At 34.3% G+C, this 21,869-nt stretch carries 29 protein-coding genes; 22 read left to right on the top strand and 7 right to left on the bottom strand.

The genetic code is table 11. From position 1 onward, the window contains the following. Positions 1-15: 15 nt before the first annotated feature. Positions 16-186 carry a DUF5325 family protein gene (locus ACTNEP_RS03545; RefSeq protein ID WP_441160272.1) on the bottom strand — a complete coding sequence of 57 codons (171 nt, stop codon included), beginning with the start codon at positions 184-186 and terminating at the stop codon, positions 16-18. Positions 187-305: 119 nt separating this feature from the next. Here ACTNEP_RS03545 and ACTNEP_RS03540 point away from each other — a divergent pair, with 119 nt between their 5' ends. Further along, positions 306-683 (top strand): YlaH-like family protein, encoded by a 378-nt coding sequence (locus ACTNEP_RS03540; RefSeq protein WP_441160270.1) that lies wholly within the window; start codon positions 306-308, stop codon positions 681-683. Positions 684-753: 70 nt separating this feature from the next. Here the strand turns inward: ACTNEP_RS03540 and ACTNEP_RS03535 are convergent, their stop codons facing one another. After that, a complete protein-coding gene (locus tag ACTNEP_RS03535; RefSeq protein ID WP_441160269.1) occupies positions 754-960 on the bottom strand; it encodes a YlaI family protein in 207 nt (68 codons plus the stop codon). A gap of 146 nt (positions 961-1,106) precedes the next feature. On the opposite strand from ACTNEP_RS03535, the gene ACTNEP_RS03530 reads away from it, so the two are divergent. Then, positions 1,107-1,364, top strand: a complete 258-nt coding sequence (locus ACTNEP_RS03530) for a hypothetical protein (RefSeq protein WP_441160268.1) — start codon at positions 1,107-1,109, stop codon at positions 1,362-1,364. Between the two features lie 62 nt (positions 1,365-1,426). Here the strand turns inward: ACTNEP_RS03530 and ACTNEP_RS03525 are convergent, their stop codons facing one another. Continuing rightward, a complete protein-coding gene (locus tag ACTNEP_RS03525; protein ID WP_441160266.1) occupies positions 1,427-2,017 on the bottom strand; it encodes a YhcN/YlaJ family sporulation lipoprotein in 591 nt (196 codons plus the stop codon). An 82-nt stretch (positions 2,018-2,099) separates the two neighbouring features. Next, entirely contained in the window at positions 2,100-2,552 is a 453-nt protein-coding gene (locus tag ACTNEP_RS03520) for a hypothetical protein (RefSeq protein ID WP_441160265.1), read from the bottom strand. A 204-nt stretch (positions 2,553-2,756) separates the two neighbouring features. Here ACTNEP_RS03520 and ACTNEP_RS03515 point away from each other — a divergent pair, with 204 nt between their 5' ends. The 8 genes from ACTNEP_RS03515 to ACTNEP_RS03480 all read left to right on the top strand — a co-directional run bounded on the left by ACTNEP_RS03515 (position 2,757) and on the right by ACTNEP_RS03480 (position 9,218). Next, on the top strand, positions 2,757-3,038 hold the full coding sequence (locus ACTNEP_RS03515) for a YlaN family protein (RefSeq protein ID WP_441160263.1): 282 nt from the start codon (positions 2,757-2,759) through the stop codon (positions 3,036-3,038). A gap of 136 nt (positions 3,039-3,174) precedes the next feature. Further along, positions 3,175-4,368 (top strand): FtsW/RodA/SpoVE family cell cycle protein, encoded by a 1,194-nt coding sequence (locus ACTNEP_RS03510; RefSeq protein ID WP_441160262.1) that lies wholly within the window; start codon positions 3,175-3,177, stop codon positions 4,366-4,368. Between the two features lie 319 nt (positions 4,369-4,687). Continuing rightward, positions 4,688-5,344 carry a TetR/AcrR family transcriptional regulator gene (locus tag ACTNEP_RS03505; RefSeq protein ID WP_441160261.1) on the top strand — a complete coding sequence of 219 codons (657 nt, stop codon included), beginning with the start codon at positions 4,688-4,690 and terminating at the stop codon, positions 5,342-5,344. Next, positions 5,337-5,528 carry an HU family DNA-binding protein gene (locus ACTNEP_RS03500; protein ID WP_441160259.1) on the top strand — a complete coding sequence of 64 codons (192 nt, stop codon included), beginning with the start codon at positions 5,337-5,339 and terminating at the stop codon, positions 5,526-5,528. Before ACTNEP_RS03505 ends, ACTNEP_RS03500 begins: the two co-directional genes overlap by 8 nt. Positions 5,529-5,536: 8 nt before the next feature. Next, positions 5,537-5,674: a hypothetical protein gene (locus tag ACTNEP_RS03495; protein WP_441160258.1), complete on the top strand. Its 138-nt coding sequence runs from the start codon at positions 5,537-5,539 to the stop codon at positions 5,672-5,674. 34 nt (positions 5,675-5,708) lie between these two features. After that, the gene (locus ACTNEP_RS03490) at positions 5,709-5,882 is read left to right on the top strand and encodes an ABC transporter permease (protein ID WP_441160256.1); all 174 of its coding nucleotides are present in this window, start codon (positions 5,709-5,711) and stop codon (positions 5,880-5,882) included. 261 nt (positions 5,883-6,143) lie between these two features. Beyond that, a complete protein-coding gene (locus ACTNEP_RS03485) occupies positions 6,144-8,474 on the top strand; it encodes an FtsX-like permease family protein (protein WP_441160255.1) in 2,331 nt (776 codons plus the stop codon). Continuing rightward, entirely contained in the window at positions 8,475-9,218 is a 744-nt protein-coding gene (locus tag ACTNEP_RS03480) for an ABC transporter ATP-binding protein (protein WP_441160253.1), read from the top strand. Between the two features lie 93 nt (positions 9,219-9,311). On the opposite strand, the gene ACTNEP_RS03475 is transcribed toward ACTNEP_RS03480, so the two are convergent. After that, positions 9,312-10,211: a COX15/CtaA family protein gene (locus ACTNEP_RS03475; RefSeq protein ID WP_441160252.1), complete on the bottom strand. Its 900-nt coding sequence runs from the start codon at positions 10,209-10,211 to the stop codon at positions 9,312-9,314. A 376-nt stretch (positions 10,212-10,587) separates the two neighbouring features. On the opposite strand from ACTNEP_RS03475, the gene cyoE reads away from it, so the two are divergent. The 7 genes from cyoE (at position 10,588) to ACTNEP_RS03440 (ending at position 17,246) form a co-directional block, all read left to right on the top strand. Then, complete coding sequence (gene cyoE, locus ACTNEP_RS03470) at positions 10,588-11,523, top strand: heme o synthase (protein ID WP_441160251.1); 936 nt, start codon at positions 10,588-10,590, stop codon at positions 11,521-11,523. Positions 11,524-11,609: 86 nt separating this feature from the next. Beyond that, positions 11,610-12,704 (top strand): cytochrome c oxidase subunit II, encoded by a 1,095-nt coding sequence (gene coxB / locus ACTNEP_RS03465; protein WP_441160249.1) that lies wholly within the window; start codon positions 11,610-11,612, stop codon positions 12,702-12,704. A 26-nt stretch (positions 12,705-12,730) separates the two neighbouring features. Next, complete coding sequence (gene ctaD, locus ACTNEP_RS03460) at positions 12,731-14,584, top strand: cytochrome c oxidase subunit I (RefSeq protein WP_441160591.1); 1,854 nt, start codon at positions 12,731-12,733, stop codon at positions 14,582-14,584. Then, entirely contained in the window at positions 14,581-15,201 is a 621-nt protein-coding gene (locus ACTNEP_RS03455; protein ID WP_441160247.1) for a cytochrome (ubi)quinol oxidase subunit III, read from the top strand. The genes ctaD and ACTNEP_RS03455 overlap by 4 nt, the downstream gene beginning before the upstream one ends. 3 nt (positions 15,202-15,204) lie before the next feature. After that, entirely contained in the window at positions 15,205-15,528 is a 324-nt protein-coding gene (ctaF, locus tag ACTNEP_RS03450; protein ID WP_441160246.1) for a cytochrome c oxidase subunit IVB, read from the top strand. Between the two features lie 352 nt (positions 15,529-15,880). Next, positions 15,881-16,771, top strand: a complete 891-nt coding sequence (gene ctaG, locus ACTNEP_RS03445) for a cytochrome c oxidase assembly factor CtaG (RefSeq protein ID WP_441160245.1) — start codon at positions 15,881-15,883, stop codon at positions 16,769-16,771. Positions 16,772-16,790: 19 nt separating this feature from the next. Then, positions 16,791-17,246, top strand: coding sequence for a DUF420 domain-containing protein (locus tag ACTNEP_RS03440; protein ID WP_441160244.1), 456 nt, complete (start codon positions 16,791-16,793; stop codon positions 17,244-17,246). A 142-nt stretch (positions 17,247-17,388) separates the two neighbouring features. Here the strand turns inward: ACTNEP_RS03440 and ytvI are convergent, their stop codons facing one another. Both ytvI and ACTNEP_RS03430 read right to left on the bottom strand, forming a co-directional pair. Next, positions 17,389-18,444 carry a sporulation integral membrane protein YtvI gene (ytvI, locus tag ACTNEP_RS03435; RefSeq protein ID WP_441160242.1) on the bottom strand — a complete coding sequence of 352 codons (1,056 nt, stop codon included), beginning with the start codon at positions 18,442-18,444 and terminating at the stop codon, positions 17,389-17,391. Positions 18,445-18,550: 106 nt separating this feature from the next. Further along, the gene (locus ACTNEP_RS03430; protein WP_441160240.1) at positions 18,551-18,916 is read right to left on the bottom strand and encodes a YugN family protein; all 366 of its coding nucleotides are present in this window, start codon (positions 18,914-18,916) and stop codon (positions 18,551-18,553) included. 155 nt (positions 18,917-19,071) lie between these two features. On the opposite strand from ACTNEP_RS03430, the gene ACTNEP_RS03425 reads away from it, so the two are divergent. From ACTNEP_RS03425 to ACTNEP_RS03405, 5 genes are all read left to right on the top strand, one after another. After that, positions 19,072-20,109 carry a CAP domain-containing protein gene (locus ACTNEP_RS03425; protein ID WP_441160239.1) on the top strand — a complete coding sequence of 346 codons (1,038 nt, stop codon included), beginning with the start codon at positions 19,072-19,074 and terminating at the stop codon, positions 20,107-20,109. A gap of 69 nt (positions 20,110-20,178) precedes the next feature. Next, the gene (gene ylbD / locus ACTNEP_RS03420) at positions 20,179-20,574 is read left to right on the top strand and encodes a spore coat protein YlbD (RefSeq protein ID WP_441160237.1); all 396 of its coding nucleotides are present in this window, start codon (positions 20,179-20,181) and stop codon (positions 20,572-20,574) included. Positions 20,575-20,586: 12 nt separating this feature from the next. Next, positions 20,587-20,820 carry a YlbE-like family protein gene (locus tag ACTNEP_RS03415; RefSeq protein WP_441160236.1) on the top strand — a complete coding sequence of 78 codons (234 nt, stop codon included), beginning with the start codon at positions 20,587-20,589 and terminating at the stop codon, positions 20,818-20,820. Between the two features lie 63 nt (positions 20,821-20,883). Beyond that, positions 20,884-21,327: a YlbF family regulator gene (locus ACTNEP_RS03410; protein ID WP_441160235.1), complete on the top strand. Its 444-nt coding sequence runs from the start codon at positions 20,884-20,886 to the stop codon at positions 21,325-21,327. A 28-nt stretch (positions 21,328-21,355) separates the two neighbouring features. After that, positions 21,356-21,634 (top strand): YlbG family protein, encoded by a 279-nt coding sequence (locus ACTNEP_RS03405; protein WP_441160590.1) that lies wholly within the window; start codon positions 21,356-21,358, stop codon positions 21,632-21,634. Positions 21,635-21,869: the final 235 nt, after the last annotated feature.

The following is a 21,869-nucleotide window of genomic DNA, read 5'->3' as shown; positions in this document are numbered from 1 at the left end:
TACGATTGCTAGTATTTAACTGGATTCTTTTCTTTTTAATAAGATTCCATAACCCATAAGTGCAAAGCCTACTAAGAGTGCAATGATGATAAACCAGACACTTCTAAGTGCAACACCAACACCTGCAGCGGAAAATGCTAAGATAACGCTTAAAGCTAGTAGGAGTTTAGAAAATTGAATATTCATTGTGCCACCTCATCTATATAATCGCTTTTTTTAGCATACCATAAATTTAATAGAAATTGTATTTAACAAGGGATTAAAGTATAATAGATTTGTTTGAACGTATAATTTGGAGGTTTCACATGCAAAGAGAAACAGTAATTCAAGTACCTGACAATTTATGGCCAGTGGCAGATTTTTTTATGAGCGAATTAGGTGGGGAGGTAAATTTAGCTGATGAAAGTGAGATGGCAATTCTAATCAGAGGGTTTATCTTTCTTTATCTGACAGTTGTCATATTCGCTATTTTTGCCTATAAATTTGGTTTTGCCAAAAAGCTATCACCGCTTAAGTCATTAATTATTTATATTTTATTAATTATAGGAACTTTCTTTTTAACCTTAATATTCGGTTTGAATCTTCCATTAGCAGAAAGTTTATTTATCATTGCAGTAGTAATGGGTGTCTATCGCCTAAGACTTTACCAAGAACGAAAACAGAAACCAAAGGCTGAGCAGTAACTGCTCAGCCTTTTTTTAATAGAGATAGTTATATCGCATTGTTCATGTAAAACAAAAATATTGTCAAGGGCTATGATAAATATTGGTCTTGTACTTCTTTTTTTCGAAATAGCTTAAAATTACCCGTTTTATGCCTTCTTATCGTATTTTCTTCGATACGCTTATCGCATTCAGGGCACATATAGGTGTGTATTAATCGGTTACGCAATTTTTTAGCTTTAGAACAATCATTATCTATTTTATCGATTTTATCACAAATCACACATTTTACTCGCATTGTTTCACCTCAAAGATAACCAATTCACTTACTTGATCATATTGTAACATAAATTTCACATTTACCAAAGTTGTGAAATAATGTTTAACAGAGAAACGTCTGGGTATTGATATAGTAATAATAGAAAATGTGGAAGGGTGATCAATATGCGTAAGAGAAGTATTGTAGGAATGGTCGGAGCAGCTGGATTAGCTACTACATTATCCATTTTATTAATGGACAAACCGAAAAGAAAAAAATTTGCAAAAAAATGGGAGGATTGGAAAAATTCTATTTCAACTAGTAAATCTACCTTACCGATAGAAGAGGCGGGCAATCCAAGTCAAGATAATATAGAAAATGCAAAAATGGTTGCAGAAGGATCTCAGTTTGGAGTGAACTATTACAATAAAGTGAAACAGTAATAGAAGCCAACATGTGTTGGCTTCTTTCTTGTAGACAAGCTTCTTGCATGAGAGGATATCCATTAACGGCTTTTCTGATGATTGGATTGCTCTTCATTAATTTCTTCCAGTTCTTGCTGATCTTGCTCATCCATCATTTGATTATTGTGATCTTCATTTTCTGTTTGCTTTTCATTTAAAGGTAATTCAGGCATCCAACGGCCGGTAATGTTCCCTAGCTCTTCTGTAATAGCTTCAATCGGATGTCCTTCCTGCATTTTTTGTCCCATTCCTTGTATACGTTCATGTAAGTCAGCATCCGCTACAATAATTGCTCTTCTGCCAAATGGATCATGTTCTAATGCTTCCAAAACAGAATATTTGATTGAACCTACATGAGAACGATCTAAGTCCTCATCTACATCAATACTGACAATAACACCGCGATTAGTAATCAAAGCAGATGCATTATTGACGTTTGGCACCTCACTAGCCAAATTGGCTAAATATTGAGCTTTTTCTTGATTATCCATATCATCTGTCGGTGTTGGATCTGAATTCTTTACTTGAACTGCTCCATAATCATCTGTTTGCCGAGCTAAGTCATTTTCTTGTACATCCTGCTGACAACCAATTAATACAGTTAAAAAGCACAACAGATAAATGTACTTCATAAAAAATCCCTCCTTCTTCTCTGTATATTTTTTGTTGAAATTAATAAAATATACTATCTGAGAAGAAGAAAGGAGTAATGAGCTATTTTATTTCGATAACTTGGATACCTTTAATTGGTTCATCTTGATTTGATCCATCTCCGAAGTACAAATAGGCAGGACCATTTTCCTTTATTTGTTTACCATCGATAGAGAATAATAAATATGATTCCAATAATTTATTAATTGAAATAGTATACTCATTATCATTCGTTCTTAAAATTGCTTCTGAAACGTTCTCATTTGCTTCAGCATTTTCGATAAATTCTTTTATCGGCATAAGGTAGGAGTGTTTTAGTAATTCTTTTTTATTGAACTTTTGGATACTATGGTTGACTGGTGGTTTATTTAATTTACTGTTGGATTCGATTACATCTTCATTAGTAGCAGATGATGTGAATGCCTCTTCTAACTTTATTTTCCTGTCATCAAAAATCCATACACTCGGATCAAGTGTTATTGGATATTTCACATTCCCTTTGATTTGAATAATCACTTTTCTTCACCTCTTCATATATAGCATTACTTATTAGCATAGCAAAGTATAATAGAAAATGCATTCCACATCTCTTATTTCTAATAAGGTAATATAATAGATACAATTCCATTTTATAGTAGTCATGTACAATAGTGTTATCTTGCATTTTTATCTTATTCACGATAATATTAAAATTAGAAGTTTTAATTCGGAGGGGATTTCGTGATACCTGAAGTTGCTTTAAGTAAAGAGGAGCAAGCCTATGCCCTTCTAAAGGCTGATGCTGATAAGATTTTGCAATTAATTAAAGTTCAGATAGATAATCTAACAATGCCGCAATGTCCTTTATACGAAGAAGTTTTGGACACGCAAATGTTCGGTTTATCCAGAGAAATAGATTTCGCCGTAAGGTTAAATTTAATACGGGAAGAAGATGGGAAAGCATTGTTAGAAAATCTTGAAAGGCAATTAAATGTTTTGCATGAGGCATCTCAAAAAGTATAATATTCATCCCTAAGAAACTTTGCCTGCGTGGCAAGGTTTTTGTATTTACGGAATTATATAAAATGTACTATGTTAAATACTAACTTTATTATGATAGAATGAGAGTAATAAATTACTAGATACTGAGGTAGTCGTTATGAAGCAAAAAAGAAAAACATTTGATTTTTTATTGGTGTTATCACCATTATTATTATCAGGCTTCGGTGTAGTGATGATCTATAGTGCCAGTATGGTTACATCCGTATTAATCCGAGAAGAGCCTGCTTATTCATTAGCTTTAAAGCAAGCCATGTGGTTGGCTGTTGGTTTAGTTTTATTTATTTTTGCCAGCTATTTTAAGTATACCTTGTATCTTAAGTTAACGAAGTGGATCGTACTATTAATGTTTACTAGTCTTCTCTTATTAGAAGTGTTTGGAGTCACACTTAACAATGCAACATCGTGGTTAGTTATCGGTCCATTTTCCGTACAGCCGGCAGAATTTATCAAAATCGGTTTAATAATTTATTTAGCTGCTGTGTATACAAAAAAGCTTGCTTATATAGATGATTTTTTCAAAGCAGTTTTGCCCCCTTTAATTATTACTAGTGCTTTAACTGCATTGATCATCAAACAGCCTGATATAGGTACTGCTGCTATCGTATTTGCAATTGCATGTACAGTAATTTTTAGTTCGGGAATCAAGTTTAAACATTTGTCAATCTTGATATTAGTTGGCTTGATTGTGTTAATTGCAGTTGGTTTCCATATGGTGACAGATGTAAGAATATCTAGGTTTACAGGGGCATATCAACCTTTTGCAGATCCTGATGATGGTGGGTATCAGCTCATACAATCTTTGATTGCAATTGGCACAGGAGGCTTGACCGGAGTAGGACTTGGACAAGGTATTCAAAAATTAGGTTATCTGACACAAGCCGAAAGTGATTTTATTATGGCCGTTATTTCAGAAGAGCTTGGAATTTTTGGTGTGTTATTTGTACTGGTGAACCTAAGCATTATTGTACTAAGAGGGCTATTTATTTCAAAGAAATGTGATCATCCTTTCGGTAGCCTATTAGCAATTGGTATATCCTCCATGGTTGGAATACAAGCGGTTATCAACTTAGGAGCAATTAGTGGATTATTACCGATCACTGGTGTACCTTTACCATTTGTTAGTGCCGGTGGATCATCACTACTAGTCTTATTATTCTCAATGGGGATTTTAAATAATATTGCTCGTCATGTAAATTATCAACGATTTAATGAAGAAAAACAGGATACAGAGGAAACGATAGTCCCAACAAAATCAACAACAGGAAGATTAAGAAGGAACTACTCCTCCTAAACAAAAGGGTAGATCTTTTCTTTATTTGTAAAAAGCAAAGCCGAGTATGGCTTTGCTTTTTTTGTACGCAGGCAAACTAAAACAGTTAAAATTTCGAGTGCGAATCAATGATAGGAAGAAGCTACAAACATGATCCATATCTTTGAGCAAAGGACAACTGCATGTTACATTTCTAATTTGGATAAGAAGTGGAAATTAATAGATTATTTACACTGCTTACATGTTCAGAAAAAAATCGAGTTTTTTGTTGCAATATTCCAAAAGTCACTATATAATCTTTATAGACCGACGGTCAGTCTATAAAGAATGGAGGGAATACATGAAAGTTATGAAGGATCGGGATGAACGAATAAATGAAATTAGGCAAGCAGCAGAATATTTATTTACTACAAAAGGATATTCAAAAACGACAATCAACGACATCTTAAAGAAAGTTGGAATAGCAAAAGGTACATTTTATTATTACTTCAATTCTAAAGAAGAAGTAATGGATGCTATTATCGAGCATTATATTGATATGACTATTTCCCATGCGCAATCAATCGTTGATCAACCATCCTTAAGTGCTCAAGAGAAACTGTTTCAAGTATTGATGACACAACAAATTGAAACAAATCGAAAAGATCATGTGATTGAAGAGTTACATCAAGCAGATAACGCAGAAATGCATCAAAAAAGTTTGGTCGCTACGATTACAAAATTAACTCCAGTAATTACAACTATCGTGGAACAGGGAATTGACGAAGGAGTTTTTCATACTTACTATCCGCAAGAAACTGTGGAATTTTTATTAGTATCCTCTCAATTTTTATTTGATGAAGGTATTTTTCAATGGGAGGAAGAACAATTAGCGAAAAAAGCTATAGCATTTGTAGAACTCGTCGAAAAAAGCTTAGGTGCTGAGCAGGGAAGCTTTTCATACCTTATTCAAAAGTTGAACAATTCTAAAATAAAAGGAGATGATGTTATTGAATAATCAAGAAGTAATCCAGGAAGTGGCCTTAAAGTCAGGAGTACGTGAGTCGGATTGTGAAAGAGTACTTCAAGCATTCGAAGAGGTATTAAATAGTCAATTAGCAGATTCATCAAAATTTGGCAATGCTTTTGATAAAGTGTATCAAGTATTACATTACTTCCATAACAAGAAAAATACCAAGTAGGTGAAACAATGGGAGCGATCGTTCAAGTAGATAAGTTCACCAAAAAGTATGGCAAATTAACAGCTATTTCGCCGCTTTCCTTTCGAGTGAAAAAGGGGAGTGTATTTGCCCTGTTAGGTCCGAATGGTTGGCTTAACCTATTCTAGTTTTGTTATACCATAATGGTCGTATTTATGATTTATGTCGGTCTTACTTTTTTCAGGGTTTGGCTTATTTATCACAACTGCAGTCAAACAAGCACAATCCTATCAAATTGTCCTCCTAGCTATTACAACACCGATAACATTTCAGTGTGGTGTCTACATTCCATTAGATTTACTTCCTAGTACACTACAATATTGTAGCATTATATAATCCAATAACATTTGCTACAGCTTTTTTCGGGGAATTAACCTAGAAAAAATACCTCCAGAACAACTCTCACAGAACAGGTCACCTATCAATTAAGTGACTACATTATTACTCCGTATATGAGCATGGTTATTGTAATTGTTTTTAGCATCATTGTTTCTTTTCAGCATTTATGGAGCTTTCAGCGTGTGGATTTTTCTACACTTCATCGTTCGAATAATTCCAAGGATATTTTTCAACTATAAAGAGTAAAGGGGATAAGCCATGCTTATTCAACTAATGAAAAAGAATATTAAGCGTAATAAATCGATTACGGGAATTCTTTTAGTGTTTTTATTTCTCGCTTCCATTTTAATTACAAGTGGTTTAACTATTGTTGTAACATTAATGCAGGCGATTAATAACTTCGCTGTGGAAGCAGATGCTCCAGATTATGTCCAGATGCATAGTGCGGAGATGGATGAAGGACAAATTAGAGAATGGATCAATAATATCCAATTCGATCACCGATATCAGACAGTTGAGATGATTACAGTAGAAGGCACTTCGATATATATTGGAGATAATCCGAAGTCGGAAGTGAATAGTGTGATGGATATTAGTTTTGTCATGCAAAATCGAGAGTTTGATTTTTTACTAGATATGGATAATCAAATTGCCTATCCGGCAGTCGGGGAAATAGGCGTACCCGTTTTTTATATGTTACGAGATCAGTTAGAAATTGGAGATACCATAACCTTTAAGCATAATGATGCTACCATCAAGTGGACAATTAGTCATTTTATACGAGATGCTTTAATGAATCCTGCCGTTGTTCATTCAAAACGATTTCTCATTAACGATAAGGACTATCAATTAATTGCAAATATAGTAGACAACCGTGAGTACCTTATTGAGTTTAAAGCTAACAATGAGCATGATTTGGATATGTTGATTCAATCTTATCAAAGTGCTGCACTTCCACAACAAGGTCCAGCAATAGACAGGCAAGCGTTTCAAGTATTAAACAGCGTGACAGAAGGGTTAGTTGCAGTGGTATTATTGGTTATTAGTTTTTTACTTATCTTGATCGCACTCGTTTGTATTCGTTTAACAATAAGTGCCACATTAGAGGAAGACTATTTTGAAATAGGTGTTATGAAGGCAATCGGTGTTACACCTTTGCAAATCAAGTATATATATATTGGAAAATATTTGTTAATATCTAGTGCTGCTGGTAGTACCGGATTTTTGATTGCTAAAATAATGGAACCTGTAATAACAGATCGTATTACAAGTTATTTCGGTAGTGTGGCCTCAAATGGATGGATTGTTACTGCTTCGTCATTTGGTGTATTACTAATGATTATGATTGTTTTTATATTTTGTTATCGTACTTTAGGAAAAATCGAAAACATTCGTGCTGTAACGGCTATTCAACATGGAAGAACCAAACAACTGAAAAAAAATCACTCCTTGTTTTCAATGGAAAAAAGGATACAGTTGCCACTTTCTTTCATAATGGCAATTAAAGATTTTTTCCATCAATTTAAAATGATTTTATTTTACATTCTTGTTATTATTACGTCTACATTTCTGATTGCAGTTCCAATTCTTTTATATCAAACGATTAAATCTCCATACTTTATGTCGTACATGGGGATTGGACAGGGAGATATCCGGATTGATTTACCTGCAAGTACAGATGATGCAGAAGATTTTCAAAACATTTTACAGTACTTGCAAGGTGATAAAGAGGTAAGAGGCTATGCCTCGCTTGCTACCTATTCATTTCAATCCCCTACCCCTGAAGGAGAAGTTGAAAAGATAAGGGTTGAGTCAGGTGATATATCACGTTTTTCCCTTTCGTTTATAGAAGGGCGTGCACCAAAAAAAGAATCGGAAATAGCACTATCCTATTTATATAGTAAAGATTTTAATAAAAAAGTTGGAGATGAGTTCTTATTATTTGATAACGGTACATCAATACGAATGACTATAACGGGCATATATCAGGATATTACCAATGGCGGAAGAACTGCGAAGGCTATATTAGTTAGTCAAGAGCAGCAACCATTACATTATGTAATTAATCTGCATGTGAAAGGAGATATCCAAAGTAAGTTGAGAGAATATAGAAGCGTGTTTCAATCCGCTAAAATTACACACTTAGAGGGATATAAGCAGGAGACACTAGGAGACACGATCAATCTTATAAAAATAATGGGATGGGTAGCGTTTGCTTTAGCAGTCATCATTTCGATCTTAATTGTTTCCTTGTTTATCAAGCTTGTTCTGGCAAGAAAACGAGAGGAGACAATGATCTTACAAAGTATCGGTTTTTCAAGAAGTTATCTACAAAAATACTATTTTTACTTTTTTAGTGTACTAAGCATAGTGGCAACATTATTAGGAATGATGATAGCAGTGACGATAGGTGAATCGATCGTTAGCTATATTTGGTCCTTCTTTGGTGCTTCCAATATTTCATTTGAGCAGGAAGCTATTCAGCTAGTAATTTATCCAGTACTATTCCTGATTCTCTCTATCATTGTGACGATATGGCTCGGTTTAGAAACGCTGAAATCTTTTTCGGATAAAGAATGGAGGGGTTAAATGGAAACAATTCTTAAAGTAAAAGATATGGAAAAATCAGTACCTGAGCAGGAGCTGCCGATTTTGAAAAAGGTAAGCTTACATGTTCAAGAAAAAGAGTTTGTTGCTATCATGGGGCCGTCAGGTTCAGGCAAATCAACATTACTTTATTGTGTAAGTGGAATGGATAGGGTAACAAATGGGCAAGTAATTTTTAATGGTGCTGATATAACTAAGTATACAGAAAAACAATTAGCACAGTTACGACTACATCACATTGGATTTGTTTTTCAACACATGTATTTACTACACCATTTAACAGTGGTGGAGAATATTATTTTACCAGGTTATTTAGCGAAAAGAGAATCTCGAGGAAAAGTAATAGAATATGCATATAATTTAATGACACAATTGGAAATTAATCATCTTTCAGAACAAGCAATTACAAGTATTTCGGGTGGGCAACTTCAGAGGGTAGCGATATGCCGAGCACTAATCAATCGACCTACCATTATATTTGCTGATGAGCCAACTGGCGCATTAGATTCACAGGCTACAGAAGAAGTGATGAGCATATTAGATACGATTAATCGACAAGGAACTACAGTTGTAATGGTTACCCATGACCCACATGTTGCTGCCTATGCCAATCGGATCTTTTATATGAAAGATGGTACTATAATCAACGAGAAACAAAACAAAAAGAGTATGAATCTAACGGAAAGAGAGGAAAACTTAGCGGACTGGTTGCAAGGAATGAAGTAAAGGTTATACGTTCCTAATGGAGATTGGTACAAAAGCTAACTTTTAGAGGGGGATAAAAACCCCCTCTTACTTAATTGTTTACTATTGCGTTACTTATTTTAATTCCTCAGCTTTCATACTACGGTAAGATAATAATAAATAGTAACATAATAATCCGAAATATAATGTAATAAATAAAGCATGTAATAAAGCGATCATAAGATTACCTATAGTAAAAATAACGAGTGCACCTAAAATCACCTGGATGGAAATCAGAGCAGTTGCAATTCCCCAACCTTGATACATTACTCGACTATTCCGATAATCCTTTTTAATACGGAAGAACAAAATCCATGTCCAAATAAAAGCGATACCCGCCAACAATCGATGCCCCATTTGTACCCATTGTCCTAAATGGGAACCAAAACTCAGTGGATTACCACTTTCACAAACAGGCCAACTCGGACATGCTAGACTTGAATCAATATGTCTTACCAATGCTCCAGAATAGACGACAATCATTATGTATATAGCTAACCAAACGAATTGTTTACGAAAAAAAGAAGAAATAACTAAAGAATCCGCATCAAATTTATGATCTACTTCAAAGATCAGTAATGTTAATAGTAATACTGCTGCAAATGATATGAGTGAAATCCCAAAGTGTATTGCTAAGACAAAATCTGATTGAGACCACAAAACAGCTGCTGCTCCAATTAGCCCTTGAGCAACAAGAAAAAAGAAGGAAATAAATGCTAAGAATTTAGTTTCCCTTATGTGGCCAATTTTTCTCCAGGAAAAAAAGGATAATAATAGAACTAAAATACCTGCAATGGAGGATACGATTCGATGACTTAGCTCAATAAACATTTCCATTGACCAAGTACCATAACAGAAAGGCCAATTTGCACCGCATCCCATACCTGAATCAGTTTTAGTTACTAATGCACCACCAACAAGTACAAAAATCATTGCTAGTGTTGATAATACTGATAAATATTTTAAAAATTTCATCCTCACTACACCTCATCAAACTTTAACCATTCTACTAAGACTTAACTATAAAATAATGCCTAGATAAATTAAACAAATAAAACCCTTGCAAAGTATTTATGTATTATGCTAGAAATAAATAGGGTATAATAGAATGACTTGAATTCAAAATCCTATTCATTATAACAAATAAAACGAATTTCGTGTCGATTAAGTACTTTATGAATGAAGAGTTCACAGAAATGTCATATTTCTAAATCAATAATAAACATAAATAGCGAAGCAATAAAATACATGGTACAATAACATTGTTTGATAGTTTTTAATGGTGAGCATTATGGTATTAATTTTACAAGTTTCTATGTTTTGGACTGATGGAAAGGAGGTAACAACGAAGATGGATAAGATGGGATTTTCTTCGAATGAACCGGTTTTGTCAACAAGTACAAATGAATATTTGTATAAATGGTCTGAATTAAAATCATTGTTGAAAGTCGGTATTATTAATTCGAATACTATGACTGCATTTGCAGGATTTTGGTTAGCCTTATTCTATACAGGTTCCTCCTTGACGCAATATTGGCATGTTTTATTAGTAACACTTGTGGGTACAGCATTTGTAATCGCTGGCGGATGTGTCATTAATAATTATTATGACCGAGACATTGACCAGGTGATGAAAAGAACAAAAAAACGCCCTACAGTAACTGGAAGTATCGACTTATCACATGTATTAATAATTGGTATTTCACTATCAGTAGTAGGTGTATTAATATTGTCTTTAGCTTCTGTGCAAACGGCTGTGTTTGGGGTAATAGGATGGTTTAGTTATGTTGTATTATATACGATGTGGTCTAAGCGCCGTTATACGATTAATACGGCAATTGGGAGTTTATCAGGTGCAGTACCACCTTTAATTGGCTGGTCCGCAGTTGATCCAAATTTACACGTTATTGCTTGGATATTATTCCTACTTATTTTTATATGGCAAACGCCACACTTTCTTGCAATAGCGATGAAAAAGATAGATGATTACCGAGATGCTGAGATACCAATGTTACCAGTAGTACATGGTTTGAACATCACCAAAAGACAAATGATTGTATATGTAGTTTGTTTATTACCAATTCCTTTTTTATTATATGAAATAGGATTTATTTTTGTCGTATTAGGGACTATTTTAAATATAGGTTGGTTAGCCTTAGCACTAAAAGGATTATTTACCCAAGATAATAAAAAATGGTCTAATCAAATGTTTATTTATTCACTACTTTATTTAACAATTATTTTCTTTGGGATGATTATTATAACTTTACCGGCTAATTTGTTATAATAAAGTAAATTTTGTCAGTAGAACTTGATTTTTAATCAAGTTTTTCTAAATAATATATTAAGTTAAAAAGAAAGAGAGGGTTAAACATGAAAGATTGGATGGGAAAAATCCGAACTCTGTCATTATTTTCTTTTTTGGTAATCATACTTTCAGCGTGCGGTAAAGAAAACTTAACTGCATTAGTGCCAAAAGGATATGGGGCAGAGCAATCATTTAATGTCATTATCATTTCAATACTTGTAATGATTGTGGTCTTTGTTGTCGTAATGGCAATTTACCTGTATGTTATTTTGAAGTTCCGTCAGAGAAAAGGACAAGAAGATTATATCCCTAAACAAACAGAGGGGAATAAAACGTTGGAAGTAGTGTGGACAGTTATCCCGATTTTGCTTTTAATCATCATTGCTGTTCCAACTATTGCAAGTACATATGATTTAGCAGATGAATCAGCTAAAGAGGATAGTATTAATGTTAATGTGACAGGTTTACAGTTCTGGTGGAATTTCGAATACGCTAATGAAGGGGTTCAAACTAGTCAGGAAATGTATATTCCTGTAAATGAAAGAGTTTATTTAAATATGATGTCTAGTGATGTAATCCACTCTTTCTGGGTACCGTCTATAACAGGAAAGATGGATGTAAGCCCTGAAAACGAAAACACCATGTACATTGAAGCATATGAAGAAGGTGTTTATTGGGGGAAATGTACAGAATTTTGTGGAGATTCTCACTCATTAATGGACTTTAAAATTATAGCAGTGAGCCAAGAAGAGTATGATCAGTGGATTGATGGTATGCAAAACACTGACCCAGAATATACAGCTGAAACAGCTACTGCTCAAGAAGGGCAAGCATTATTCGAAAATAGTTGTTTAAGCTGTCATGCAATAGATGCAAGTGCAGACCATCCAGTAATTGGTCCTAACTTAGCAGATTTTGGTAACCGCGCAATGGTTGCAGGAATTAGTGACTTCACTAAAGAAGAAATTGTTAGATGGATTGTTGATCCAGCAGAAGTAAAGCCAGGAAATGGTATGTTAGACGCACCATATCTTGAAGATAATTCTATTGGTGAAGAAGAAGCGGAACTCATCGCTGATTTCTTATTGGAATTAAAAGCTACCGATGAACCGCTAGATAATGTTCAACATTTTAGAGAAGACGAAGCAAGAGATAACTAAAGGGAGGTTAACTTAACGTGAGTACAATGGTAGCTACGAACAAAAAAGGCTTCGGTGCCACTTTATGGGATTACTTAACAACAGTAGACCATAAAAAAATTGCTATTATGTACCTAGTAGCTGGTGGTTTCTTCTTTATCCTTGGTGGTTTAGAAGCACTTGCTATTAGATGGCAATTAGTAAAACCGATGAACGACTTTGTAAGTGCAGGATTTTATAATGAGCTAATCACAATGCACGGCACAACAATGATATTTCTGGCAGCCATGCCCTTAATTTTTGCCTTTATGAATGCGGTAGTGCCTTTGCAAATCGGGGCACGTGATGTGGCATTCCCATTTTTAAATTCATTAGGTTTCTGGTTATTTTTATTTGGTGGAATCATGTTAAACGTAGGTTGGTTTACAGGAGGAGCAGCAGATGCTGGATGGACAGCATATGCACCACTTTCTACTACATCACTTGGAGAAGGGGTAGACTATTATGTTTTAGGTCTACAAATTTCTGGTGCAGGTACATTAATTGGTGGTATTAACTTCCTTGTAACGATTGTCAATATGCGTGCGCCAGGTATGACTTATATGAGAATGCCACTATTTACTTGGACTGCTTTTGTGGCAAGTGCACTTATCCTATTTGCATTTCCTGCATTGACAGTTGGTTTATTCTTAATGATGTTTGACCGATTATTTGGTTCAGGTTTCTTTGATCCGTCAATGGGTGGTAACGCTGTTATCTGGCAACACTTATTCTGGATTTTCGGTCACCCTGAAGTTTATATCTTAGCTTTACCTGCTTTTGGTATCTTCAGTGAAATCATTTCAACTTTTTCAAAGAAACGCTTATTTGGTTATACTGCTATGGTTTTTGCGACAGTATTAATCGGTTTCCTAGGCTTTATGGTGTGGGCTCACCACATGTTTACAGTTGGTATGGGACCTGCAGCAAACTCCATTTTCGCAGTTGCCACAATGGCGATTGCCGTTCCGACAGGTATTAAGATTTTTAACTGGTTATTTACCCTTTGGGGAGGGAATATCCAGATTAACACTCCAATGTTGTGGGCATTAGGCTTTATCCCCACCTTTACATTGGGTGGTATGACAGGTGTAATGGTTGCGGCTGCATCTGCAGACTATCAATATCATGATACTTACTTTGTTGTAGCACACTTCCACTATGTAATTGTTGGTGGTGTAGTATTTGCATTGTTGGCAGGTACACATTATTGGTGGCCAAAAATGTTTGGTACTATATTAGATGATAAGTTAGGGAAACTTACTTTTTGGTTATTCTTTATCGGTTTCCATTTAACGTTCTTTATCCAACATTTCCTTGGATTGATGGGTATGCCAAGACGTTATTGGGTATATCTAGAAAATCAAGGTCTCGATTTAGGAAACTTGATCAGTACGATCGGGGCATTCTTAATGGGAGTTGGAACAATTGTTTTATTAATTAATATTATTAAGACATCGATAAAAAATGAAAAAGTAAGTGGAGATCCATGGGATGGACGTACTTTAGAGTGGGCAATCCCATCACCACCACCGTTCTATAATTTTAAGCAGTTACCACTAGTACGTGGACTAGATCCATTATGGGTCGAAAAAATGGATGGAAGATCTGGTATGACACCTGCAGAGCCGATATCTGATATTCATATGCCAAACAATTCCTTCATACCATTTGTAATATCTTTAGGCTTGTTTATCGCAGGATTTGGCTTCATCTATCAAAAATATGATCTATCATGGTTAATTGTATTATTTATTGGTATGGGGATCACACTAGGAGCAATGTTAGTTCGATCACTAAAAGATGACCTAGGTTACCATATCCATAAAGAAGACTTGCAGAAGGAGGCAGAGGAAAAATGAGTGAACAAGACGTACTAAATCCAAAGCACATGCCTCATGACCCTGAAAAAGCCACCTTAGAAGGTAAAAACAAATTTATGGGCTTTTGGTTTTTCCTAGGTGGAGAAGCTGTACTATTTGCTAGTTTGTTTGGTACTTACTTAGCCTTAAAGGATTCTACCAATGGTGGGAGATCTTCTGAAGAATTATTTGGTTTAGAATTAGTTTTCATTATGACTATGTTGCTTTTAACTAGTTCTCTGACTAGTGTTTATGCAATGTACCATATGAAAAACCATGACTTTAAGAAGATGCAATTATGGTTAGGAATTACAGTTGCACTTGGTTTAGGCTTCCTAGCCTTCGAAATTTATGAATTTTATCACTATATTCATGAATATGAATTTACTATGCGATCTTCTGCTTTTGGTTCAGCATTCTATACACTCGTTGGCTTTCATGGTGGTCACGTTGTCTTCGGATTATTATGGATTGTAACGTTAATGATCCGCAATGCGAAGAGAGGTTTAAACTTATACAACGCTCCTAAGTTTTATATTGCCAGTTTATATTGGCACTTTATTGACGTTGTATGGGTATTTATCTTCACAGTAGTTTATCTCATGGGGGTGCTTTAATAAATGGCTGACAAAGTATCTGGAACTACTGAACAATTTGATTTTGAAAAACAAAAAAGAAAAGATGAAATGAAGCAGCAAGTAATTACATTTTCTTTAATGATTATTTTCACTATTGTAGCATTCGCAATGGTCATATCAGAATTGGATAGACTGTTTGTTATACCTGTATTATTGGTATTAGCTGCTATCCAGGTCGGATTTCAAATGTACTACTTTATGCATATGAGCCATAAAGGGCATGAGCTACCAGCTTTAATGTTCTATGGTGGCGTCTTTGCAGCATTTTTAACTATTCTAGCGCTTGTAGTGTTAGTATGGTGGTAATACGAAAAAGCTTGAGAAGTAAATCAACACTTCTCAAGCTTTTTTAATAGGAAAATAAAATAAGTGATATTAACAATTGTGAAGAATGTGTATCGCTTTTTTCTTTAATTTAGCTAAGGCTATTTCCATCTCTGTAAGAATTGTGGTGAGATAACTATTTAGTAATGATCGTTAGTTTACACAGATGATAAATGAAAAAAGTAGAAATGAAAGGGGCTTAATGTCGTGATTACAGATTTTTATGTATCTGTTCATTAAATTGTTAAAAACGAATGTTTATATTACTTTTTAATCACTGATAAGTTCGCTATAATAAGAACTAGTTGCTATGATACAAAATGGAGTGATAAATATGTGGCAAGACTTACAGATTTTCGGTTTTCGAGCATTATGGAGTCCTTACTTTATGCTATTTATATTAAGCTTAGCTGTTCTTTATTTTTTCCTTTTCATCAATCGACAAGATGATAAAAAGGCGGATATAAAGCAAATATCTTATTTCTACAGTGGTTTAATCCTCCTTTATATTATAAAAGGATCTCCCGTAGATTTATTATCGCACATCATGTTTACAGCTCACATGATCCAGATGGCCTTGTATTATTTACTTTTTCCGATTTTGATTATTAAAGGACTACCTGTATGGGTATGGCAAAAGGTTTTTAATATATTTGGACTTGGTTCAATCTTACGCTTATTAACCAAGCCTTTAATTGCCTTATTATTATTTAATGGTTTGTTTTCTATCTACCATATTCCAGTCGTTTTTGACTATGCTAAAGCAAATGAAATGGCACATACACTGATTACTTTAACGATACTCGTTGCCGCATTCATTGTCTGGTGGCCGATATTTTCACCAATTAAAGAGATGAATAAAATGCCACCTTTACTTAAGCTTGGTTATATAGCTGCAAACGGTATTTTAATTACTCCAGCTTGCGCCTTAATTATTTTCTCTACTACTACTATTTATACTACATACAGTGCATCAGGTGCCTGGGTTCAGGCGATGGCATTATGTGTACCTAGTGATGTATTAAGTGGCTTATCTTTAAGTGGTCCAGAAATGTTCTCACCATTAGGTATGTTAGAAGACCAGCAGCTTGGGGGCATTGTGATGAAAATAACACAAGAAATTATTTATGGTGCCATCTTAGCTCGTATTTTCTTCCCATGGTTCAGAAGTGGTGCAGATAAAATTGACCCGATACCAGCTAACCATCATACAGAGCAAATATAAATTGGAAGGATAGGATCTAATGGAAATATTACCGACAATAAGTACCTTTTTTATCGTATTAAGTGCAATTCTTGTAGCTATTGGCTGGCGTTTAGTTGTGAAAAAAAACTACAAAGCTCATAAAAAAGTAATGATAGCAGCAGCAGTGAGTGCATTAGTGTTTTTTATCATTTACATGTCCAGAACAATTTTCATAGGGAATACAAGCTTTGGTGGGCCAGAGGAGTACGAGATTTATTACACGATATTTTTAATATTCCATATAATATTAGCTACTACAGGAGCTGTCTTTGGAATTGTTACCTTGATTTTAGCTTTCAAGCGAAATATAAAAAAACACCAGAAGATTGGTCCAGTGACAAGTGTTATCTGGTTTTTCAGTGCAATAACAGGAGTAATAGTCTATCTGTTATTGTATGTCTTCTATGAAGGTGGGGAGACAACGAGCTTAATAAAAGCAATATTTGGAACCTAAAAAACCGAGCTTTAAGCTCGGTTTTTTTACATATAAGTGCTTATAACTTAGCTGGTAAAATGTCATCAACTTTTATCCTTGCGCAACGCAGAATAGTGTGGTTACCATGGGAAAAAGAAGCGGAAAAAGTCTCTCGCTTCTTTTACACTTTGAAATTCATTTTTATAATACCTGCTTCTTTGGCTGAATTAAAAGCAATTACTAGCATTGGTCCAATTATAAACCCAAGGATTCCTAATAGCTTCAGACCGATATACATAGCAATAAGTGTTGCAAGTGGGGATAAACCAATATGTTTTCCCATTACTTTTGGTTCTACGGTTCTCCTAATAGCAAGAAGAATTACTGCTAGAATGGCTAGCTGGACACCAACTAATACTTCACCAGTTATTAATAGATAGAGCGCCCATGGACCTAAAATAGCAATTGAGCCTATAATCGGGATAAAATCAATAACCCAGATTATTATGGACATAATTAACGCATATTCAGGAACAATAAGGTACAATCCAATAAGTGATACAATAAAAATGATGATACTCACTAGAAATTGAGCTTTAAAAAAGCCTAGAATTACATGCGATAAACGATCATTCATAAATTTTACTTTTTCTGCTGTACTTTCTTTTAAATGACTATATGCTTTTGCTTTTAAACGAGGAAGTTCCAGCATAAACATAAATAATGCGATTAAATATACAATTAAACTTACCAGGTATTCTGGTACTTTACTTGCTATCTTAGCAATCTCCTCGATTCTTACTATCTCTCTTATATTGTTACTCAATGCAGTTGTAGTAGATTGTATTTGTGTTTTTACTTCCTCGACGAGCTCAGTAGGTAAATCTTCGGTAAAATGATCAAGGTCTGATTCCCATTCGAGGAGCTGATTATTTAGCTGAACAATGTATGTTGGAACGTTCTCAGCAAAGCTCACTACTTGACCAATTGTTTTCGTTACTGCATATGTTCCAATTGTACTAACGATGATAATAAACAGGATAAATACAACAGTAACTGATAACTTACGATTTAACTTTAATTTTTTAATAACCCATCGTACAACAGGGTTTAGAATTAATGCAGTAATAAAGGCTAATATGAGTGGAATGGATACTGGTAAAATGAAAATAGCCACTAATATTAGAAATAGAATGACAAAAAATAACTTGAGATGTTTTTTATTGAGATTTTTCATTTAAGTAATATCGAAACTCCTTTCAACATCAGGTGTACATTATATATGCCTTATGAAAAACGGCTGTATGTTAGATACAGCCGTTTTTTATTAGGAAAGTAGACCATTACTTTATAAAAGGTATCATGTTTTCTTTTGCCTTTTGTAATAATTTTACCGCTCTTTCAACTGTAGATGGTGGAAAATTTTCTTCCTCTCCGTATTCAATTCCGTGAGGATAATAATGTTTTCCCAATAATGGTGTTAATAATTTAATCACTGCATCGCCTCTATCAACATCACCCTCAACTGCATAACCCTGTACTCTTATGTAATAGGTGATGTTTTTCTCAGGAGAGCCGATTTTATAATCATATGTAACACGTTCATAATCCCATTGATCTGCTCGGACAAAATTCGCCTTTGCCATGGCATGATCTAATGGTTCTAAATCAATTAATACATCTTCGATCTCTGTGTTTGTAATTTTCATACTTTCACCTCATCAAAAAATAATCACTAAAACTATAATAGTATGAAATGCTAAAAGATGCAATTTATAAAGGATTATTCCTTCTAAAAACTTTCATGAAAAATCTAGAGTAGCATATATTTTAGTAATTACAGGTCAATAATAGGTGGGATTATATGAAAATTAAAATGATATCATTTATCTTCATAGTTTGTTTAATAGTATTTATCAGTCTATTTTACTTTAGTCAACAAGATGAGCCCCAGGTGGCTCTTTATCACAAAAATCCTGTATTAACAAAAAGTGAAAAGTTACACCTTGAAGAAGATCATACACTTATCGTTCAGCAAAACGCAGTGTGGAAATATGTCAACCAAGACATTGAAGAATTTATAGCTGTTTATGGAGAGCCTGATCGCAAGGATTCTTCCTTATATGGTTTCGATTGGTGGATATTTCAGAAAGACAATTACTATATTCAAGTAGCGGTGCAAAATGAAACAATTATTAGTATTTATTCCAATTCTGAGACTTTAGATTTCCACCCACTAGTTATTGGGCAATCATCGGAGGAAATTTCGGATATCTATCAATTAAAAGAGGAAATTGAGTTTGATCATTTACGTTTTAAATTGACTGAAGAAGATTTGAAGCAGAGACCAGTTGTAAGATTGTCAGAAGAAGTATTTGCTCAATTATATATGGATCAGTTTACGGAAAAGTTATCAGGGTTGCGAATATTAAATAAAGAAGGCTTTGAGTTATTGAAACCATATGAATTATACTACTGGGGTGAAATAAAAGAAGTGGATCAACCGGATCAAAATCAATGGGAAGAAATCGAGGAAGGTTTAGAGCAACAGATTTTTGATTTAACAAATGAAATTCGGTCGCTACATGATTTGAATACTTTAACATGGGATGATCAAGCAGCAGAGGCTGCCAAAGCACATAGCAAGGATATGTTTGAGGAAAATTATTTCTCTCACTATAGTTTAAATGGGGATGGACTGAAAGAGCGTTTAATAGCCGCTAATGCCTCCTATTTAGCAGCTGGAGAGAACATAGCAGCACATTATATAGATGCTCCAGCCGTCATACATGGCTGGCTTAATAGTGAAGGTCATCGGGAAGCATTACTCAAAGAGGATTATACACATTTAGGAGTAGGTGTCTATCAATCATTTTACACCCAAAATTTCATTCAAAAATAATGGTGAGATCACCAAAATAGGTAATTTGCATATATTGTGGTAGAGAAGTTGTAGGAGAGGAGCATATCAATGAGAAAAACATCAGATCCTTCTGTACAACAGTTTAAAGCCTTTATTCATGAGCATCCCCTTCTAATTAAAGAAATTCGTCAAGGGAAAACAACATTACAAGAAGCTTATGAAAAATATATGTTATTAGGAGAAGAAGATCCTTCTTGGAGTAAATACAAGTCCAATCAAGACGAAAGTTACGCAAAGTCTAATGACGACTCGACCAATCAACTTTATCAAAAATTATGGAAACATCTAGAACAATTAGACTTGGATCAGGTTGAAACACATATCAATGATTTAAACGGAGCAATCAATAATATTGTGACCCTAATTGATCAGTTTAAACAGTTTCGTAATAATCAAATGGGACAATCACAATCAAACAAATTTTTCTATAACCCAAAAGACTAGGGAGGCCTGTAGATGGAGCCTGAGACCTACCGATTTATTCAACAAAGAGAAGATTTGTGGCGCTTTATCCGTTTAAATCCGGAATGGTACCGATATTTAACTAGAAACCCGAATAGTATAGCAGAATTAGAAACGGAAGCTAAACAATTTTATGGTAAAACACTACCTCAGCGTTTAGAAAAAACGCAACAAAATATGCAGATGATACGATTATTGATGCAAATGGCAGACTCTTGGAATGATTAGAGTGCTGCCTCTTTTAATTCTTTCTATTAATTGGTATGATAATAATATGGAGGTGTAACCATTATGCTTGCTACAATGGAAATTGTTGACATTTTAGATAAATCAGAAGCACTAGGTCAGATGGTTGTAGAATCTGATGTTATGCAGGATTTTTATAAAGCAAAAGAAGTAATGGATCAAGATGAAAAAGCACAAGAACTAATCATGCGCTTTAATCAAATAAAGAAGTCATATGATGAGGTAGATCGTTTTGGCAGGTATCACCCTGATTATAGTAAGATTATGAAAGAAATACGTGTTGCTAAGAGAGAGATGGATATGCACGATTCAATTGCTGCGTATAAAATGGCTGAAACTAATCTGCAAAAATTCCTAGATGAAATTAGCCAGTTGGTGGCTTTTAGTGTAAGTGATAAGGTGAAAGTACCAATGGATGGTGCAGCTCTCAAAGATGGTGGCTGTGGCTGTGGATCTGGTAGTAGTGGCTGTGGTTGTAGAGCTTCTTAGCGAAATGGATGAAAGGCAAGGTGACCTGATGATAGTGAAAAGACAAGGATTAATCGTTTGGTTTCATCAAATGAAACATGTTAAACATATCAAAAAATTCGGTCATATGGTACATGTGTCGAAAAGGTTAAAATATGCGATGATATATGTAGATCAAACCAATTTAGATGATACATATCAATCGCTATTAAAGTTACCTTTTGTCACAAAGGTAGAACCTTCTTACAAGCCATTTATTAAAACCGATTTTGAAAATAAAGTGTTAGATAAAGAAGAAAAAGAATATGATTACAAAATGGGTATTTAAAGAAGAGCTTAGTCGGACATAACATGTATCAAGTAATGGGAAAGTATAGCTGGAACAAAAAAACAACCTGCAGTTCATTAATAACTGCAGGTTCTTTTTATTTTCTTATAAAGAAAATAAAAAGATAAAGGGAGAGGAGAAACCGGAGGAAGAACTTATGGGGAAATGTAAGTCTTCTCCGTATTTAAGCAACTTTATAGGTTGCTATATCTAAAGTTTGTACAATAATGTTTGC

This window comes from Gracilibacillus sp. HCP3S3_G5_2 (assembly GCF_052063305.1).
Lineage (GTDB): Bacteria > Bacillota > Bacilli > Bacillales > Amphibacillaceae > Gracilibacillus.
This window is presented reverse-complemented; position numbering and strand designations above follow the sequence as displayed.

Coding starts and splice junctions, on each gene's coding strand:
- ACTNEP_RS03545 (WP_441160272.1), bottom strand. CDS start 186: ATGAATATTCAATTTTCTAAACTCCTACTAGCTTTAAGCGTTATCTTA.
- ACTNEP_RS03540 (WP_441160270.1), top strand. CDS start 306: ATGCAAAGAGAAACAGTAATTCAAGTACCTGACAATTTATGGCCAGTG.
- ACTNEP_RS03535 (WP_441160269.1), bottom strand. CDS start 960: ATGCGAGTAAAATGTGTGATTTGTGATAAAATCGATAAAATAGATAAT.
- ACTNEP_RS03530 (WP_441160268.1), top strand. CDS start 1,107: ATGCGTAAGAGAAGTATTGTAGGAATGGTCGGAGCAGCTGGATTAGCT.
- ACTNEP_RS03525 (WP_441160266.1), bottom strand. CDS start 2,017: ATGAAGTACATTTATCTGTTGTGCTTTTTAACTGTATTAATTGGTTGT.
- ACTNEP_RS03510 (WP_441160262.1), top strand. CDS start 3,175: ATGAAGCAAAAAAGAAAAACATTTGATTTTTTATTGGTGTTATCACCA.
- ACTNEP_RS03505 (WP_441160261.1), top strand. CDS start 4,688: ATGAAAGTTATGAAGGATCGGGATGAACGAATAAATGAAATTAGGCAA.
- ACTNEP_RS03495 (WP_441160258.1), top strand. CDS start 5,537: ATGGGAGCGATCGTTCAAGTAGATAAGTTCACCAAAAAGTATGGCAAA.
- ACTNEP_RS03490 (WP_441160256.1), top strand. CDS start 5,709: ATGTCGGTCTTACTTTTTTCAGGGTTTGGCTTATTTATCACAACTGCA.
- ACTNEP_RS03485 (WP_441160255.1), top strand. CDS start 6,144: ATGCTTATTCAACTAATGAAAAAGAATATTAAGCGTAATAAATCGATT.
- ACTNEP_RS03480 (WP_441160253.1), top strand. CDS start 8,475: ATGGAAACAATTCTTAAAGTAAAAGATATGGAAAAATCAGTACCTGAG.
- ACTNEP_RS03475 (WP_441160252.1), bottom strand. CDS start 10,211: ATGAAATTTTTAAAATATTTATCAGTATTATCAACACTAGCAATGATT.
- cyoE (WP_441160251.1), top strand. CDS start 10,588: ATGGATAAGATGGGATTTTCTTCGAATGAACCGGTTTTGTCAACAAGT.
- coxB (WP_441160249.1), top strand. CDS start 11,610: ATGAAAGATTGGATGGGAAAAATCCGAACTCTGTCATTATTTTCTTTT.
- ctaD (WP_441160591.1), top strand. CDS start 12,731: ATGGTAGCTACGAACAAAAAAGGCTTCGGTGCCACTTTATGGGATTAC.
- ACTNEP_RS03455 (WP_441160247.1), top strand. CDS start 14,581: ATGAGTGAACAAGACGTACTAAATCCAAAGCACATGCCTCATGACCCT.
- ctaF (WP_441160246.1), top strand. CDS start 15,205: ATGGCTGACAAAGTATCTGGAACTACTGAACAATTTGATTTTGAAAAA.
- ctaG (WP_441160245.1), top strand. CDS start 15,881: ATGTGGCAAGACTTACAGATTTTCGGTTTTCGAGCATTATGGAGTCCT.
- ACTNEP_RS03440 (WP_441160244.1), top strand. CDS start 16,791: ATGGAAATATTACCGACAATAAGTACCTTTTTTATCGTATTAAGTGCA.
- ytvI (WP_441160242.1), bottom strand. CDS start 18,444: ATGAAAAATCTCAATAAAAAACATCTCAAGTTATTTTTTGTCATTCTA.
- ACTNEP_RS03430 (WP_441160240.1), bottom strand. CDS start 18,916: ATGAAAATTACAAACACAGAGATCGAAGATGTATTAATTGATTTAGAA.
- ACTNEP_RS03425 (WP_441160239.1), top strand. CDS start 19,072: ATGAAAATTAAAATGATATCATTTATCTTCATAGTTTGTTTAATAGTA.
- ylbD (WP_441160237.1), top strand. CDS start 20,179: ATGAGAAAAACATCAGATCCTTCTGTACAACAGTTTAAAGCCTTTATT.
- ACTNEP_RS03415 (WP_441160236.1), top strand. CDS start 20,587: ATGGAGCCTGAGACCTACCGATTTATTCAACAAAGAGAAGATTTGTGG.
- ACTNEP_RS03410 (WP_441160235.1), top strand. CDS start 20,884: ATGCTTGCTACAATGGAAATTGTTGACATTTTAGATAAATCAGAAGCA.
- ACTNEP_RS03405 (WP_441160590.1), top strand. CDS start 21,356: ATGATAGTGAAAAGACAAGGATTAATCGTTTGGTTTCATCAAATGAAA.